12 protein-coding genes are annotated in these 15550 nt (G+C 67.3%); 8 read left to right on the top strand and 4 right to left on the bottom strand.

Annotated features, from left to right (window positions below):
• Positions 1–2: 2 nt before the first annotated feature.
• The 4 genes from CXY91_RS23240 to CXY91_RS23225 all read right to left on the bottom strand — a co-directional run bounded on the left by CXY91_RS23240 (position 3) and on the right by CXY91_RS23225 (position 4824).
• Complete coding sequence (locus CXY91_RS23240) at positions 3–947, bottom strand: ABC transporter permease (RefSeq protein WP_100963738.1); 945 nt, start codon at positions 945–947, stop codon at positions 3–5.
• Positions 913–1872 carry an ABC transporter permease gene (locus tag CXY91_RS23235; protein ID WP_091836719.1) on the bottom strand — a complete coding sequence of 320 codons (960 nt, stop codon included), beginning with the start codon at positions 1870–1872 and terminating at the stop codon, positions 913–915. The genes CXY91_RS23240 and CXY91_RS23235 overlap by 35 nt, the downstream gene beginning before the upstream one ends.
• A gap of 146 nt (positions 1873–2018) precedes the next feature.
• On the bottom strand, positions 2019–3806 hold the full coding sequence (locus CXY91_RS23230) for a peptide ABC transporter substrate-binding protein (RefSeq protein WP_091836717.1): 1788 nt from the start codon (positions 3804–3806) through the stop codon (positions 2019–2021).
• A gap of 133 nt (positions 3807–3939) precedes the next feature.
• Entirely contained in the window at positions 3940–4824 is an 885-nt protein-coding gene (locus CXY91_RS23225) for a LysR family transcriptional regulator (protein WP_100963736.1), read from the bottom strand.
• A 144-nt stretch (positions 4825–4968) separates the two neighbouring features.
• On the opposite strand from CXY91_RS23225, the gene CXY91_RS23220 reads away from it, so the two are divergent.
• Genes CXY91_RS23220 through CXY91_RS23185 form a run of 8 tightly spaced genes read left to right on the top strand, consistent with a single transcriptional unit; the run spans position 4969 to position 15168 of the window.
• Positions 4969–6528 carry an ABC transporter substrate-binding protein gene (locus tag CXY91_RS23220; protein ID WP_091836713.1) on the top strand — a complete coding sequence of 520 codons (1560 nt, stop codon included), beginning with the start codon at positions 4969–4971 and terminating at the stop codon, positions 6526–6528.
• Between the two features lie 28 nt (positions 6529–6556).
• Positions 6557–7501 carry an ABC transporter permease gene (locus tag CXY91_RS23215; RefSeq protein ID WP_100963734.1) on the top strand — a complete coding sequence of 315 codons (945 nt, stop codon included), beginning with the start codon at positions 6557–6559 and terminating at the stop codon, positions 7499–7501.
• Positions 7498–8382 carry an ABC transporter permease gene (locus CXY91_RS23210; RefSeq protein ID WP_100963732.1) on the top strand — a complete coding sequence of 295 codons (885 nt, stop codon included), beginning with the start codon at positions 7498–7500 and terminating at the stop codon, positions 8380–8382. Before CXY91_RS23215 ends, CXY91_RS23210 begins: the two co-directional genes overlap by 4 nt.
• The gene (locus tag CXY91_RS23205; protein ID WP_100963730.1) at positions 8379–9344 is read left to right on the top strand and encodes an ABC transporter ATP-binding protein; all 966 of its coding nucleotides are present in this window, start codon (positions 8379–8381) and stop codon (positions 9342–9344) included. Before CXY91_RS23210 ends, CXY91_RS23205 begins: the two co-directional genes overlap by 4 nt.
• Positions 9341–10213, top strand: a complete 873-nt coding sequence (locus CXY91_RS23200; RefSeq protein WP_100963728.1) for an ATP-binding cassette domain-containing protein — start codon at positions 9341–9343, stop codon at positions 10211–10213. The genes CXY91_RS23205 and CXY91_RS23200 overlap by 4 nt, the downstream gene beginning before the upstream one ends.
• Complete coding sequence (locus CXY91_RS23195) at positions 10200–12275, top strand: hydantoinase/oxoprolinase family protein (RefSeq protein ID WP_100963726.1); 2076 nt, start codon at positions 10200–10202, stop codon at positions 12273–12275. The genes CXY91_RS23200 and CXY91_RS23195 overlap by 14 nt, the downstream gene beginning before the upstream one ends.
• Positions 12272–14014 (top strand): hydantoinase B/oxoprolinase family protein, encoded by a 1743-nt coding sequence (locus CXY91_RS23190; RefSeq protein ID WP_100963724.1) that lies wholly within the window; start codon positions 12272–12274, stop codon positions 14012–14014. The genes CXY91_RS23195 and CXY91_RS23190 overlap by 4 nt, the downstream gene beginning before the upstream one ends.
• Entirely contained in the window at positions 14011–15168 is a 1158-nt protein-coding gene (locus CXY91_RS23185; RefSeq protein ID WP_100963722.1) for a DSD1 family PLP-dependent enzyme, read from the top strand. Before CXY91_RS23190 ends, CXY91_RS23185 begins: the two co-directional genes overlap by 4 nt.
• Positions 15169–15550: the final 382 nt, after the last annotated feature.

Genomic DNA, 15550 nt, shown 5'->3' with positions numbered 1-15550 from the left:
GCTCAGATCACGCGGCGCGGGTCGAGCGCGTCGCGCAGGCCGTCGCCGATGAAGTTGATCGACAGCACGGTCAGGAAGATCGCCGCGCCCGGGAACAACGCCCAGTGCGGGGCGGTGTCGAGATGGTCCTTGGCATCGAAGAGCAGGCGCCCCCAGGTCGGGATATCCGGCGGAAAGCCGAGGCCGAGGAAGGAGAGCGTGGACTCCGCGATGATCGCAGAGGAGACCTCAATCGTCGACGCGACAATGACGGGCCCGAGCGCGTTGGGCAGGATGTGGCGCGTCATTTGCCGGAGCTTGGTGGCCCCCTGGGCCTTGGCGGCCTCGACGAACTCCTTTTCGCGCAGCGAGAGGAACTGCGCACGGACCAGCCGGGCGACCGGCATCCAGCGCAGGCCGCCGATGACGACGACGATCAGGATGAAGACGCCGCCTTCGACGCCGAACAGCGCCTTGAGCTGCTCGCGGAACAGGTAGATCACGAGCAGCAGCAGCGGCAGCTGCGGCAGCGACAGGAACAGGTCCGTCACCCACATCAGCACGGGGTCGGCGATCTTGCGCGACATGCCGGCCAGAGCGCCGATCACGACGCCGACGGTGGTCGCGACCACCATGGCGGCGAGGCCGACGGCGAGGGAGATCCGGCCGCCATACATCATCCGCGCCAAGATATCCTGGCCGAGATCGTCGGTGCCGAAGGGATGCGCCAGCGACGGGCCCTGCAACGTCGCCGAAAAGTCGATGTCGTTGATCGGGATGGTCCACACCCAGGGACCGACGACCACGCCGAGGATCAGCAGCGCCAGGATGAGAGTGCTCGCCATGGCGAGCTTGTGGCGGCGGAAACGCCGCCAGGTTTCGCGGCCGGGCGAGACCGATACGGTCGCGGCGGCCACTGCGGCCACGGCCGGGTCAGCCGAAGGAGATGCGAGGGTCGAGCCAGCCATAGAGCAGGTCCGCAATGAGGTTGAAGAGAACGACCAGGCAGGCGAAGACGAAGGTCACGGCCATGATCACGGGGGTGTCGTTGGCGAGGATCGCGTCGATCAGCAGCGAGCCGATGCCGGGGATCCGGAAGATCTGCTCGGTGACGATGGCGCCGCCGAAGACCGCTGGCATCTGCAGGGCGACGAGCGTCACGACCGGGATCAGCGCGTTGCGGGTGATGTGCCGCAGCGTGACCCGCTTCTCGCTGAGGCCCTTGGCGCGGGCCGTCGTGACATAGTCGAGCCGGATCACGTCGAGCACGGCCGAGCGGACATAGCGGGTATACGACGCAGCCTGGAACAGGCCGAGCACCGTGATCGGCATGATCGCCTGACGGAACATCTCCCAATACCAGCGCCAGCCGCTGGCCGCGATGTCGGAGCGATAGACGAAGGGGAACCAGTCGAGCTTGATCGAGAACAGCAGGATCAAGAGCAGGCCGGTGAAGAAGGTTGGCAGCGAGAAGCCGACGAAGGCGAGCGTGTTGGCGATCTGGTCGAAGACCGAATAGGGCCGCGTCGCCGCGTAGATCCCAACCGGCAGCGCGATGCACAGCGCCAGGATCTGCGAGGTGCCGACGACGAAGAGCGTGGTCGGCACTCGCTGCATGATCAGGGTGTCGACATCGATGCGGCTGGCGAAGGAGAAGCCCCAGTCGCCCTGCGCCATGGCCGAAAGCCAGCGCAGATAGCGCACCATGATCGGGTCGTTCAGGCCGAAGCTGGCGCGCAGCGCCTCGCGGACCTCGGGCGGGACATTGGGGTTGGTCGCCATCTCCGAGAACGGGTCGCCCGGCGCCAGCGCCAGGACCGTGAACAGGATCAGGCTGATGCCGAGCAGGCTCGGTATGGCGATCAGCAATCGCCGCAGAAGATAGGTCGCCATCAAGGATTCCCGTGAAGCGGGGTGTCGCTAAAGCGAGCCGCACGGGCTGATGGCAACGAGACGTCACCGGGCCGGGGCGGCTCGCGCGGAAGCGGGAAGGCCCGCTCGCGGACGGTATCGGTCGTCCGCGAGCGGCTTATCCAGCCTCAGCTGCGATACCAGGCAGCGACGTTCCAGGTGTCGACGTCCCAGCCGCTGTGGTCGTGCATCAGATTGGTCACCGAGGCGGCGACGCGGGTGCGCGAAAGCAGCGGCAGGATCACATTGGCTTCACAGAAGATCTCGTTGACCTTGATCAGGAGCGCGGCGCGCTTGGCCGGATCGAGCTCCTTCTGGGCGGCCTTGTAGGCCTCGTCGGCTGCAGGATCCGAATAGCGCGAGACGTTCCGGCCCAGCCACTTGTTCTCCTTGTTGGCGATCTCCCACGAGACGAACTGGTTGAGGAAACGCTCCGGATCGGGCTGCGGCTGCGTCGTCGTATACATCTCCATGTCGACATAGAGCTTGGTGTAGGTGTCGGGATTGGCGACGTCGGAGGAGAAGAACACCGATGCCGTCACCGACTTCAGCTCCAGGTCGATGCCGACCTTCTGGCAGGCCTGCTTAATGATCGCCTGCGTCTTCTGGCGCGGGGCGTTGATCGAGGTCTGGTAGACGTATTTGAGCTTCTTGCCGTCCTTCTCGCGGATGCCGTCCGAGCCCTTCTTGTAGCCGGCGTCGTCGAGGATCTTGTTGGCCTTGTCGACGTTGAACTCGTATTTCAGCTTCTGCGACTTGAACTGCTTGGGCTCGTTGACGAAGCTCGCCGTTGCGGTGCCGCCGCGGCCGTAGATGAACTTCTGGATCGAATCGCGGTCGATCAGCAGATTGATCGCCTCGCGCACCTTCGGATCCGACAGGGTCGGGTGCTTGGTCTTGACGCTGGAGCGCTCGCCGTCGACCTCGGTCCACGGATCGGTGGTGTTGAGGATGATGAACTCGATGTCGCCCGACGCGACCGCGCTGACCTTGCCGCGGCCGCCGGTCTCCATCTTCTTCAGCACCTCGTCCTCGACCTGCAGGTTCCAGGCGTAGTCGAACTCGCCGGTCTGCAGGACGGCCCGCGCCGCCGAGACCGCATCGCCGCCGCCCTTGACTTCGATCGTGTCGAAATGCGGCTGGTTCTTGACGTGGTAATCCTCGTTGCGCGCGCCGGTCAGGATATCGCCCGGCTTGAAGTCGACGAACTTGTACGGACCGGTGCCGACCGGCTTGAGATTGGCCGGGGCCTCGCGCGATTTGGCACCCTTGTAGTCGCCGAAATGGTGCTTCGGCAGGATCTGGCCGACGACGCCGACGAAGGGATCGGCCCAGAACGGCGTCGGCTCCTTGAAGATGACCTTGACGGTGTGGTCGTCGACCTTTTCGACCTTGATGTTGGTGTAGGAGCCGGTGGTGTAGGCGGCTGTCGCCGGATCGGCGGCATATTCCCAGGTGAAGACGACGTCGTCGGCGGTGAACGGCTTGCCGTCATGCCATTTGACGCCCTGCTTCAGCTTCCAGGTCACGACCTTGCCGTCTTCGGAGAGGCCGCCATTGGCCCGGCTCGGCACTTCGGCGGCGAGCTGCGGGGTGAGGTTGCCGTCCTTGTCCCAGCCGGCGAGCGGCTCGAAGAAGATGCGCCCGGCGATCTGGTCCTTGGTGCCGCTGGCGAAGTGCGGGTTGAGCAGCGTCGGCGCCTGCCAGAGCAGGATCTTCAGCGGCCCGCCGCCGCCGGCCTTGGTCGGCTTGTACTGCAGCGACGCCTGCGCCATGGCGACGTCGTTCCAGGCCAGGATCTGCGAAGCGATCGGCGCCGTGATGCCGACGGCAGCCAGTCTGCGAATGAAGGAGCGGCGGGAGATCGCGCCGTCCTTCACGTTCTCGATCAAGCTGCTCAGCGTACGCTCGTCCATCATATTCCCCTGTTCTAGCCGGCCTATTATGAGATGGCCTGGAGGGCAGCCTAATGCATGCTCGGCTCGGGGGCTATGCCCTGTTTTGGCCGCAAATCCGGCATTCCGCCTGGATAAGGGGCATGTCCCAGCGTCAGGCGGTCGCGATTTCGCGAGCGAGATTGGCGAGATAACCGCACTCGTCGGCGGATTCGTTGTTCCACCACATAGCGCAAAGATTGTGCGAAGGGATCGGCGGATCGGCTTCGAGCACGCGCAGCGCCAGCTTCTCGCCGGAGAGGTGGATCATCTCGCGCGGGATCATCGCCGCGCCGGTGCCGGCGCTGGCGAGGCGGGCGATCACGGTCAGCGGATTGCAGGTGTTGAGGCGGCGCGGCTTCAGGCCATGTGCGCCGAACCACATCTGTATCGTGGTGAACAGGCCGGACGGAGAGCTGTTGGTGAAGATCGGCAGGTCTACCAGGTTGTCCGGCGTCGCAACGCTGCCCGTGAATGCCAGGCCTTCGCCCACCACCCAGACGAGATCGATCAGCCAGAGCGGGACGATGGTGATCCTTTCATGGGCACGCGGCTGCGAGAGGAAGGCGATGTCGATCGAGCGATCGAGTAGGAGCTGTTCGAGCTTCGTGCTGAAGTCTACGGTGACGTCGACCTGTAATTCGGCATGGCGGCGCGCCAGCTGGGCGAGCAGCTCCGGCAGGATGGCGGCGGCGAAGGAATCGGCAGCGCCGATGCGCAGCAGGCTCCTGCCGCGGAGGCCGTCCTTGCTGTGGCGCTGCACCTGCTCGGCATGGGCCAGCATGCGCTCGACATCGGCATAGATCGCATTGCCGAGCGTCGTCGGCACCGGGCGATAGAGCGAGCGGTCGAAGAGCTCGCCGCCAAGGATGCGCTCGAGCTCCTTGATCCGCAGGCTGACCGTCGGTTGCGACAGGTTGAGATGCAGGGCGGCGGCGCGGAACCCGCCGAGCCGGGCCACCCAATAGAACGCTTCCGCTTGACCGAAGGTATAGCGCATCGCCTGAGACGATAGCCTGAGGCAATCGAGCGGCAAGCACTTCTTATTTTTAATCGCCGCCCCGGCGCTCTAGCTTTCTCATGTTCGGCGCGGCGCCGGTCTCCGGCGCCGCCAAGGCATTGCCAAGAAAACAGGGGAGCTCCGATGCTGACCGTGCCGACAAATCGCCGTGCGTTTCTCGCAGCTGCAGCAGGCGGCGCCCTGGGCGGCCTCTTGCCCGCGAGCCTGCTCCACGCCCAACCGAACAATGGCAAGACGCTGACCGTCGTCCTGCCGAGCAATCCGATCACCATCGATCCGATAAACCAGCTCAATCACGACGCCATGGTGCTTGGCCAGGCCGTGTTCGAGAACCTGGTCGAATACGATGTCGACGGCGTGCTGAAGCCGCAGCTTGCCAAGGCCCTGCCGGTGATCTCGGCCGACAAGAAGACCTACACCTTCGAATTGCGCGACGACGTCACCTTCCACAACGGCAAGAAGATGACCGCGGAGGATGTGAAGTACTCCTTCGACTACCTGCTCGACCCCGCCAACAAGGCAGCACGCCGCTCACTCTTCACCCGCATCACCAAGGTCGCGGTACTGGATCCGCTCAAGGTCCAGTTCGAGCTCTCCGAGCCTTACGGCCCCTGGCTCTATTTCCTGACCAAATACATGGGCATCTACCCCGCAGGCTCGCGCAAGGAGCATGGCGACGACTATTTCAAGTCGCGTCCCGCCGGCGTCGGCACCGGCTTCGGCGTCTTCGAGGAGTGGAAGCCGAACGACTATATCAGCTTCAGGAAGAACCCGAACTACTGGCGCAAGGGCCTGCCGCACTGGGACCGGCTCGTCGTCAAGATGATCCCGGAGGACGCGACCCGCGTCGCCTACCTCCTCACCGGCCAGGTCGACCTGATCAGCGCGCCGCCGCCGCGCGAGTTCAACCGGCTGAAAACCATGCCGGGCATCACCGGCGCCTCGCGCCCGACGCTGGGTGGCGCGCTGCTGATGTACACCAACAATCTGAAGGCGCCTTTCGACGACGTGAATTTCCGCAAGGCGGTTTCCGCTGCGATCGACCGCAAGACGATCGGCGAGAAGGTCTATTACGGGCTGCTCGATCCCTCGTCCGTGCCGGCGCCACCCCGCGGCTGGTGGTTCAATGCCGAGGCGGACAAGGAGCTCGGCTTCGATCTCGACAAGGCGAAAGCGCTGCTCGCCAAATCGAAATACGCTTCGGGCGCCGAGTTCGACCTGAGCATCCAGGCCGAGCCCTACCTGCTCGACACCAAGGATGCGGCGATCTTCGTACAGGCGCAGCTCGCCAAGATCGGGATCAAGGTCAATCTCAAGGTCTACGAGTTCTCGGTGCTGATCCAGCAGGCGATCCGCGGCGAACACCAGGCGGCGCTGCAGGTCTTCATGTCGCCGGGCGAGCCGAGCTACATCATGCAGGTCTGCCTGACGCCGGAGCAGGTGCTGTCCAAGAGCACCGGCTACAACAATCCCGAGTTCAACCAGACGCTGGCGGCTGCCTTCGCCGAGACCGACGAAACCAAGCTCAAGGAGCTCTACGGCAAGCTGCAGGCGCTGGCCGCCCGCGACGCGCCGCTCGGCGTGCTCGGCTATGTCCACGCTTCCAACCTGTGGCGGCAGGCTCTGCAGGATGTGAAGGTCAACCAGGGCCTGACCATCGCGCCCGGCGAGGTCAAGGTCTAACGCGACCACGGATTAGAGCGAGCCCGCCATGCTCCGCCTCGTCGCAGGCCGCATTGTATCCTCGATCGGCACGCTGCTCTTCGTCGGCCTCGCGCTGTTCGCGCTGACGCGCTCCGGTCCGGGCTCCCCGGCCCGGATCGTGCTCGGGGCGGATGCGACCGCCGAGCAGATCGCGCAGTTCGAGCAGGCGCACGGCCTCGACAGGCCTTTCCTCTCGCAATACGCAGCCTGGCTCGGCGACGTCACGCGCGGCGATTTCGGCAAGTCCTTCGTCACCGGCCGCGACGTCGCTGCCGAGATCGCCAATGCACTGCCGGTGACGCTGGCGATCGTGCTCTTCGCCTTCCTGATCGCGCTCGTTTTCGGCATCGGCGTCGGCGTGCTGGCGGCGCTCAAGCCGGGCGGCACCTTCGACCGGGTCAGCCGCTTCGCCGCAGTATTGGGCCTGTCGATCCCGGCTTTCTGGCTCGGCATCGTGCTGATCCGCTTCCTTGCCGTCGATCTGCGCCTGCTGCCGCCGGGCGGCTATTCTCCGCTCTCGGCCGGCCTCAAGCTGCACCTGCAGAGCATCCTGATGCCCGCGCTTTCGCTGGCGGTCTATTACATCGCCGTGCTGGCGCGGATGACGCAGGCGAGCCTGCAGGACACCTTGCGTGGCGACTATGTCCGCACCGCCCGCGCCATGGGGCTCTCCGCACGCCAGGTCGTGTTCTATGCGCTGGTCAACGCGCTGCCGCCGGTGGTCAATCTCGGGGCGCTCTCCTTCGGCTACATGTTCGGCTGGGCGCTGATCATCGAGCAGGTCTTCAACATCCCCGGACTGTCGCGCGCTCTCCTGAACGCGATCTCGCAGCGCGACTTCCTACTGCTGCAGGGCATCGTCTTCCTGTTCACCGCGATCTTCGTCGTCGCGAATCTGAGCGCCGACCTGATCAACCGCGTGCTCGATCCTCGCCAGAGGGCGGCAGCATGAGCGATCTGCGCAAAGCCCTTAATGGCCTCGACTGGAGCGGGTGGCTCGGTGCCGGCATCGTCGGGCTGATCGTGCTCGCCGCGATCTTCGCGCCGCTGATCGCGCCTTATGACCCCCTCGCGCTCAACATCGAGGACAGGCTGGCGGCGCCCGATGCCAGCCATTGGCTCGGCACCGATCAGGGCGGGCGCGACGTGCTGAGCCGCATCCTGTTCGGCGCGCGCGCCTCGCTCTCGGTCGGCATTGGCGCGGTGCTGATCGGCGCCCTGATCGGCGTCTCGGCCGGCATCTTCGCCGCCTACAAGGGTGGGCTCGGCGAGCAGGCCGTGATGCGCATCGTCGACGGCGTCGCCTCGATCCCGCTGCTGGTCTGGGCGATCGCGATCGTCGGCATCCTCGGCGTCGGGCCGTTGCCGGTGGGCCCGCTGCTGCTGCCGAACGAGGTCAAGATCATCGTCCTCGTCGGCTGCCTGTTCTCGCCGGTCTTCGCCCGCGTCACCTATGCGGTCGCCAAGCGCATCGCCGGGGCCGACTATGTCCGCGCCCGCTTCCTGCAGGGCGCCTCGCATTGGCAGATCGTCGTCGGCGACGTGCTGCCGAACTGCCTGTCGCCGATCATCGTGCAGGGTACGCTGCTGGTCGCGATCGGCATCGTCATCGAGGCCTCGATCAGCTTCGTCGGCCTCGGCGTGCAGCCGCCGCAGCCGAGCTGGGGCACCATGCTCTCCGATGCCCGCAGCGCGATCTATTCCGGCGAATGGTGGTTGCCGGTCTTCCCGGGCCTCGCCATCTCGCTGACGGTGATCGGCTTCAATCTCTTGGGCGACGCCGTGCGCGAATTGTTCGATCCGCGCAGCGAAGCCAGGACGCTGGTCGCATGAGCCCGGCTTTGCTCAGCGTCGAGGGCCTGCGCGTCGGCTTCCGCACGGCCGACGGCGGCATGGTCGAGGCGGTGCGCGGCGTCGACTTCTGCGTCGCGCCGGGCGAGGCCGTCGGTATCGTCGGTGAATCCGGCTCCGGCAAGAGCCTCAGCATGCTCGCGGTGATGCGGTTGCTCGGTGCGCCGGCCCGCGCCATTGGCGGGCGGGCGATCTTCGACGGCGAGGACCTGCTCGCCGCCGACGAAAAGCGCATGAGGGCGCTGCGCGGGCGCGACATCGCCATGGTGTTCCAGGACCCGCAAAGCTCGCTCAATCCGGCGCTGACCATCGGTCGTCAGATCACCGACGTGGTGCGGGCTCATCGCGGCGTCTCGGCAGCCGAGGCACGGCGCATCGCGGCGGAAGCGCTCGAGCGCGTCGGAATCCGCGATGCCGGCCGGCGCCTCGCCTCCTATCCGCATGAATTCTCCGGGGGCATGCGCCAGCGCGCCCTGATCGCCATGGCGATCGCCTGCCGGCCGCGCCTCTTGATCGCGGACGAACCGACCACGGCGCTCGACGTCACCGTGCAGGCGCAGATCGTCGACCTGATCGCCGAGCTTCGCCGGGAACTCAACCTCGCCGTGGTCTTCATCTCGCACAACCTCCAGCTTGTCGCCGAGATCGTCGACCGCGTCGTGGTGATGTATGGCGGCAAGGTCGTCGAGGACGGGCCTGTCGAGGCGATCGAGCTTGCGCCGCGCCATCCCTATACCAGCCTGCTCAAGGCCTGCGTGCCGAGCCTGACCGGGCCGGCCGGCCCGCTGACCGCGATCGAGGGCGCGCCGCCGCGGCTCGGCCGCCTGCCGGCCGGCTGCCCGTTCTCGCCACGCTGCCCTGACGCGGCCGAAAGCTGCAGCCATCAGATGCCGCCGCTTATCGATGAAGCCGGGCACCGCACCGCCTGCTGGAGGCCGCGATGACCGGCCCGATCCTGTCACTGCGCGGCGTCTCCAAATCCTTCCCGCAGGGCGGCCTGCTCGATCGCCTGCTCGCCCGCGACAGCCGGATCGTCGCGCTCGACGATGTTAGTCTCGACGTCATGCGCGGCGACGTTGTCGGCATCGTCGGCGAGAGCGGCTCGGGCAAGTCGACGCTGGCCGGGCTCGCGGTCGGGCTGGCGCGGCCGACCTCCGGCGAGGTTCTGCTCGATGGCCAGTCGATGGCGGAGCTGATGCGCGACCATGCCGGGCGGTGGCGCCGGCGTGTCCAGATGGTCTTCCAGGATTCGAGCAGCGCGCTGAATCCGCGCAAGAGCGTGGCGCGTTGCCTCGGCGAGACGCTGGCGCTGCGCGGAGTGCCGAAGGCGCAGCGCGACAGCGAGATCGCCGAGCTGCTGACGCTGGTCGGCCTCGGCCCGGAGATCGGCCCGCGCCTGCCGCATGAGCTTTCGGGCGGCCAGCGCCAGCGCATCGGCCTGGCGCGGGCGCTGGCGATGAAGCCGGAGGTGTTGATCGCCGACGAGCCGGTCTCGGCGCTCGACGTCTCCCTGCAGGCGCAGGTGATCAATCTGCTCTCGCGCCTGACACGCGAGCTCGGCCTGACGCTGCTCTTCATCAGCCACGACCTCGCTCTGGTGCGCACGTTGTGCAGCCGCATCGTCGTGATGCGCAAAGGGGTGATCGTCGAAGAAGGCTCCTGCCTCGACGTCCTCGATCGGCCGCAGCACCCCTACACCCAAGCCCTCATCGCTGCCGTGCCTAAGGGCCTCGCCGGCCGGCGCACGCCGTTGCCCGTGCGAGCCGAAGCGGCGGCTCCAGAAACCCGGGAAGACATCCATGGCGCAGCATAGCTACCGGATCGGCATCGACATTGGCGGCACCTTCACCGATGTCGTGGTCGCGCGCGACGACGGGTTGATCGAGACCCGCAAGGTGCCCTCGACGCCCGACGATTACAGCCGCGGCATCGCGCAGGCACTCAAGGCGCTGGTAGAGGAATACCAGACCACGCCCGACCGCATCACCGGCATCGTCCACGCGACCACGGTCGCGACCAATGCGATCCTCGAATACAAGGGCGCCCGCACCGGCCTGCTGACGACCGAGGGCTTCCGCGACGTGCTCGAAATGCGCCGCCTGCGCATCCCGGTGCTCTACGACCTGCAATACGACAAGCCGAAGCCGCTCGCGGCGCGGCGCCTGCGGCTTGAAGCGCGCGAGCGGCTCGCCGCGGATGGCTCGGTGCGGATCCCGCTGTCGAGAGTGGATGTCGTCGCAGCGGCGCGGCGCTTCCGCGAAGAGGGCGTCGAGGCTGTCGCGATCAGCTTCCTGCACGCCTACGCCAATCCTCGGCACGAGATCGAGGCCGAGGAGATCCTGCGCGCCGAGCTCGGCGACGGCGTCTATATCTGCCGCGGCTCGGAGATCCTGCCGGAGATCCGCGAATACGAGCGCACCTCGACCGTTGTGGTGAACGCCTATATCGGCCCGGTCGTGCGCAACTATGCCAGTGCGCTGACGGCGCGGCTCGCCTCGATCGGCGTCACCTGCCAGGTCGAGATGATGCATTCCGGCGGCGGCATCATGCGGCTGGGCTCGGCGGTGAAGCGCGCGGCGTCGCTGGTCGAATCCGGTCCGGCTGCCGGCGTCATCGCCTGTGCGCGGCTGGTCTCGGGAAGCGACGAGCCCAGCATCATCTCCTTCGACATGGGCGGCACCACCGCCAAGGCGGCGCTGATCGAGCATGGCGAGCCGGCCCGCACCACCGAATACGAGGTCGGTGCCGGCATCAATCTGTCGAGCAAGCTGGTCAAGGGCGGCGGCTATCCGATCAAGATGCCGTTCATCGACGTCTCAGAGATCGGCGCCGGCGGCGGCAGCGTCGTCGCGATCGACCGGATGAACCAGGTCTCGGTCGGCCCGCAGAGCGCCGGAGCCTATCCCGGGCCGGTCTGCTACGGGCTCGGTGGCCGGCAAGCGACGCTGACCGACGCCTTCCTGACGCTCGGCTACATCAACGACATCGCGCTCGCCGGCGGCAGCTTTCCGCTCAAGGCCGATGCCGGCCGCGCCGCGCTGAACGACCAGGTCGCGCGCCCGCTCGGCCTCGACCTCCAGCAGACGGCACGCGGCGTGCTGACGCTCGCGGTCACCACGATGACGCGGGCGGTCAAGGCGGTCTCGACCTATCGCGGCCGCGATCCGCGCCAGGCGACCCTGGTCGCCTTCGGCGGCAATGGTCCGGTGGTCGCGGCCGAGGTCGCGATGGCGCTCGGCATCCGCCGCGTCATCGTTCCGCGCGCCGCCGGCGTCTTCAGTGCGCTCGGCCTGCTGCGCTCCGATGTCGAGCAGGAGTTCGTACGGCCGTCGCGGCGGCGGGCGGACGAGCTCGACGATGCCGGGCTGGAGCAGCTCTTTGCCGCGCTCGGCGCCGACGCCCGCCGCATCCTCGCGCTCGAAGGCTACGACCTTGGGCAGGCGGAATTCCGCTATGCCGCAGACCTGCGCTATGTCGGCCAAGCCTATGAGCTCACCGTTCCGGCGAGGCGGTTCGACATCGCCGAGCTCAGCGAGCTGTTCCACCGCGAGCATGAGCGCACCTATGGCCACCGCTCACAGACGGACGCGGTCCATCTCGTCAATGCCCGCCTGACGGTCCGGCTGCCGCTGGTCGCGCCGCGCCACCAGTTCGCGGCGGAGGCGCCGATGCGGCGGGCCGACCGGGCCGTCTCCTTCAACGCCAGCGGATCCGCTGCCTCGATCGCCGTGATCGGCCGGGCCGATCTCGACGCGACGGCGCGGCGGGGGCCCTTCGTCATCGAGGAATACGACTGCACTTGCGTCGTCGGCCCCGGCCAGAGCGCGCGGCTCGATGAGGCCGGCAATATCGACATCGCCCTGGAGGCCGCATGAGCGCGCAGGCAATCGACCCGATCACCCTCGAAGTGATCCGCAATGCGCTGGCCTCGACCGCCGACGAGATGGCGCTGATCGTGATGCGCTCGGCCTATTCGCCCGTGGTGCGCGACATCATGGACTATTCGACCGCGCTCTGCGACGCGAAAGGCCGGGTGATCGCGCAGGGGCTGACCCTGCCGATCCAGCTCTGTTCCTTCCCGCGCATCATGGGCTTCGTCCGCGAGCGCTATGGCGACAGGCTGAAGCAGGGCGACGTGCTGATCGCGAACGACCCCTACGGTTCCGGCGGCCAGCATCTGCCGGATATCTACATCCTGAAACCGATCTTCGTAGACGGCCGGCTCTCAGGCTTCGCCGCGACGGTGGCGCATCACACCGATCTCGGTGGCATCGTGCCGGGCAGCGTCGCGATCTACGCCACCGAGATCCAGCAGGAAGGCCTGCGCCTGCCGCTACTAAAGCTCTATGAGGCCGGACAGCCGGTCGAGGCCGTCTTCCGCATCCTCGAGGCGAACACCCGCTCGCCGATCGAGGTGCTCGGCGACATCCGCGCCCAGATCGCCGCCTGCAACGTCGCCGAGGAGGGGCTGAGGGCGCTGATCGGCCGTTACGGCGCGCAGGAACTCGACAGCTATATCGACGCGCTGCACGACCATGCCGAGGCGATGATGCGCGACGTCATCCGCGCTCTTCCGAACGGCGTCTATCGTGCCACCGACTATATCGATGGCGTCGGCGAGAACCCGCAGCCGCTGCCGATCGTCGCGACCGTCACCGTCGCCGACGACACGATCGACATCGATTTCACCGGCACGGCAGATCAGGTCGCGGCCTCGATCAACTGCCCGATCTCGCTGCCGGAATCGGCCGCCTTCTGCGCGATCCGCTGCCTGTCGCAGCAGGATATACCCAATTGCGAGGGGTACCTGCGGCCGATCACAGTCAGGGCGCCCGAGGGCTGCCTGGTCAATCCGCGCTATCCGGCAGCCTGCGGCGCGCGCGGCGTCGTCGGCTACCGCGTCTTCGACGCGATCATGCAGGCGTTGGCGCAGATCGTGCCCGAACGGGCCATGGGTGGCTCCGAGGGCGGGCCCTATCTGCTGGCCGCCGGCGGCACGCATGAGGGGCGCCCGTTTGTGCTCAACGAGATGGTGGTCGGTACCTGGGGCGCCCGCGCCGGCAAGGACGGGATCGAGGGCATCTCCAACCCTGCCGCCAATCTCTCCAACCAGCCGGTCGAGATGATCGAGGCCGACATGCCGGTCGAGGTGCTGCGCTATGGCCTCGTGCCCGATACCGGCGGGCCGGGCGAGTTCCGCGGCGGCCTCTCCTTCATCCGCGAATTCCGCTTCCTGGCGCCGATCCGTTTCGTGCTGCGCGGCGACCGGCGCGACCACCCGCCCTTCGGCTTCGAGGGCGGCAGCCCAGGTGCTCCCTCCGCTCACATCCTGCTCCGCGCCGACGGCACTGAGCAGAGCCTGCCGACCATGCCGATGGAGAGCTTCAACGCCCGCGCCGGCGATGTCTTTCGCCTGATCGGGGCGGGTGGGGGCGGCTATGGCGATGCATTGCAGCGCGATCCGATCCGGATCGAGGACGATCTGCGCGAGGGCAAGGTCACGGCGGCGGGCGCGGCTCGCGACTACGGCGTGGTCTTCGCGGCCGATGGCGTGAGCATTGATCGCGACGCCACCGCACGTCGTCGCGCTGCGCTTGCGGAGGCAAGGACATGAGCGACGCCCTGTTTGGCGCGGCTGCCCTCAACGAACAGCTCGTCGGCGTTCCTGGCAGCCGGGCGCGGCTGGAGACGCCGGCGGCCGTGCTCGATCTCGACCTGTTCGAGCACAATATCGCGCTGATGGCAGAGACCTGCCGGCAGGCCGGGTTGCACCTCAGGCCGCATGCGAAATCGCATAAATGCGCCGAGATCACCCGCCGGCAGATGGCTGCGGGAGCGCTCGGCAATTGCTGCGCCAAACCGGGCGAATTGCTGGCGCTGTTCGATGGCGGCGTCCGCGACCTCCTGCTCAGCGCCCCGATCGCCAGCCCGGCGAAGATCGACGCGCTGGCGCGCGCTGCGGCCGCGGGCGGGCGCATCGGCGTCGTCGTCGACCGGGCCGATCTGGCCGCTGCCTATGCCGATGCGGCACAGCGGCACGGCACCGCCTTCGACGTGCTGGTCGATCTCGATGTCGGGCTGAGGCGCAGCGGCGTCGCGACGCCGGCCGAGGGGGTCGAGCTGGCGCGACTTGTCTCCGGGCTGGACGGGCTGCGTTATCGCGGCGTCCAAGCCTATCAGGGCCGCGTGCAGCATATCGACGACTTCGCCGTGCGCCGCGCCGCCAACCAGGAGATGGGCCGGCTGCTCGCCGCCATGATCGCTGCGCTACGCGAGGCCGGCTTCGCGCCGGAGATCGTCTCGGGTGGCGGCACCGGCAGCCATCTCCTCGACGGCGAGGATCGGTTGCTGACCGAGATCCAGGCGGGCTCCTACGTCTTCATGGACGAGGCCTATGACAGCGTCGACATGCATGGCCGGGGCGGACCGGAGTTCAAGCCGGCGCTGCGCATTGCCGTCACCGTGATCGGGCAAAGCTCGCTCGGCTTCGCCATCACCGATGGCGGCAGCAAGAGCTTCGCGCTCGACGGGCCGCCGCCGCGCGTCTTCCGGAACGGCGAGCCGGTCGGGCGGATCGAATGGTGCGGCGACGAGTTCGGCCGCATCCTGCCTTTGGAAGGGCAGGGCGCCTTGCCGATCGGCACGGTCGTCGAATGCACGGTCCCGCATTGCGACCCGACGATCAACCTCCACGACATCCTGCACGTCGTCCGCGGCGCCGACCTCGTCGCGCAGTGGCCGGTCGAGGCGCGGGGCCGCGCCGATTGAACCAGGCCCGCCGGATGCGGCGCTGGCGGCGCTATACCAAGGTATCGGCCCCGATCCCATCGTCCGATTGATCGCCATCGCCTCGGGGCGCAGAGAGGCGATGACTTCGCGGCGCTGACCGCGAGGCGCTGTCGCAACTACCGGCTTTCCGTCGCAGGGACATGGCCATGCCGACCGATCGCATGCAGCCATCGCTGCGGCGTGGGTCGTCGTGTGCGCCCGTTCGCGCGTCGGACAGCCCCACCGGGACCGAAGAGATGGGCCATGAACAACGTCGTCGCGTTTCGGCACTCTGTAATCTCGCGAGCGCTGGCCTGGCCGAACTTGCGCCCGAGCAACGGCACTCTCCTGCGCAGGGCTGCACAGAAGCGATCAGGGCTGG

The sequence above is a fragment of the Allobosea sp. FBZP-16 genome, from assembly GCF_002831785.1.
Taxonomy (GTDB): Bacteria; Pseudomonadota; Alphaproteobacteria; order Rhizobiales; family Beijerinckiaceae; genus Allobosea; species Allobosea lupini.
This window is presented reverse-complemented; position numbering and strand designations above follow the sequence as displayed.

Coding starts and splice junctions, on each gene's coding strand:
- CXY91_RS23210 (WP_100963732.1), top strand. CDS start 7,498: ATGAGCGATCTGCGCAAAGCCCTTAATGGCCTCGACTGGAGCGGGTGG.
- CXY91_RS23200 (WP_100963728.1), top strand. CDS start 9,341: ATGACCGGCCCGATCCTGTCACTGCGCGGCGTCTCCAAATCCTTCCCG.
- CXY91_RS23205 (WP_100963730.1), top strand. CDS start 8,379: ATGAGCCCGGCTTTGCTCAGCGTCGAGGGCCTGCGCGTCGGCTTCCGC.
- CXY91_RS23220 (WP_091836713.1), top strand. CDS start 4,969: ATGCTGACCGTGCCGACAAATCGCCGTGCGTTTCTCGCAGCTGCAGCA.
- CXY91_RS23190 (WP_100963724.1), top strand. CDS start 12,272: ATGAGCGCGCAGGCAATCGACCCGATCACCCTCGAAGTGATCCGCAAT.
- CXY91_RS23195 (WP_100963726.1), top strand. CDS start 10,200: ATGGCGCAGCATAGCTACCGGATCGGCATCGACATTGGCGGCACCTTC.
- CXY91_RS23185 (WP_100963722.1), top strand. CDS start 14,011: ATGAGCGACGCCCTGTTTGGCGCGGCTGCCCTCAACGAACAGCTCGTC.
- CXY91_RS23215 (WP_100963734.1), top strand. CDS start 6,557: ATGCTCCGCCTCGTCGCAGGCCGCATTGTATCCTCGATCGGCACGCTG.
- CXY91_RS23235 (WP_091836719.1), bottom strand. CDS start 1,872: ATGGCGACCTATCTTCTGCGGCGATTGCTGATCGCCATACCGAGCCTG.
- CXY91_RS23225 (WP_100963736.1), bottom strand. CDS start 4,824: ATGCGCTATACCTTCGGTCAAGCGGAAGCGTTCTATTGGGTGGCCCGG.
- CXY91_RS23240 (WP_100963738.1), bottom strand. CDS start 947: ATGGCTGGCTCGACCCTCGCATCTCCTTCGGCTGACCCGGCCGTGGCC.
- CXY91_RS23230 (WP_091836717.1), bottom strand. CDS start 3,806: ATGGACGAGCGTACGCTGAGCAGCTTGATCGAGAACGTGAAGGACGGC.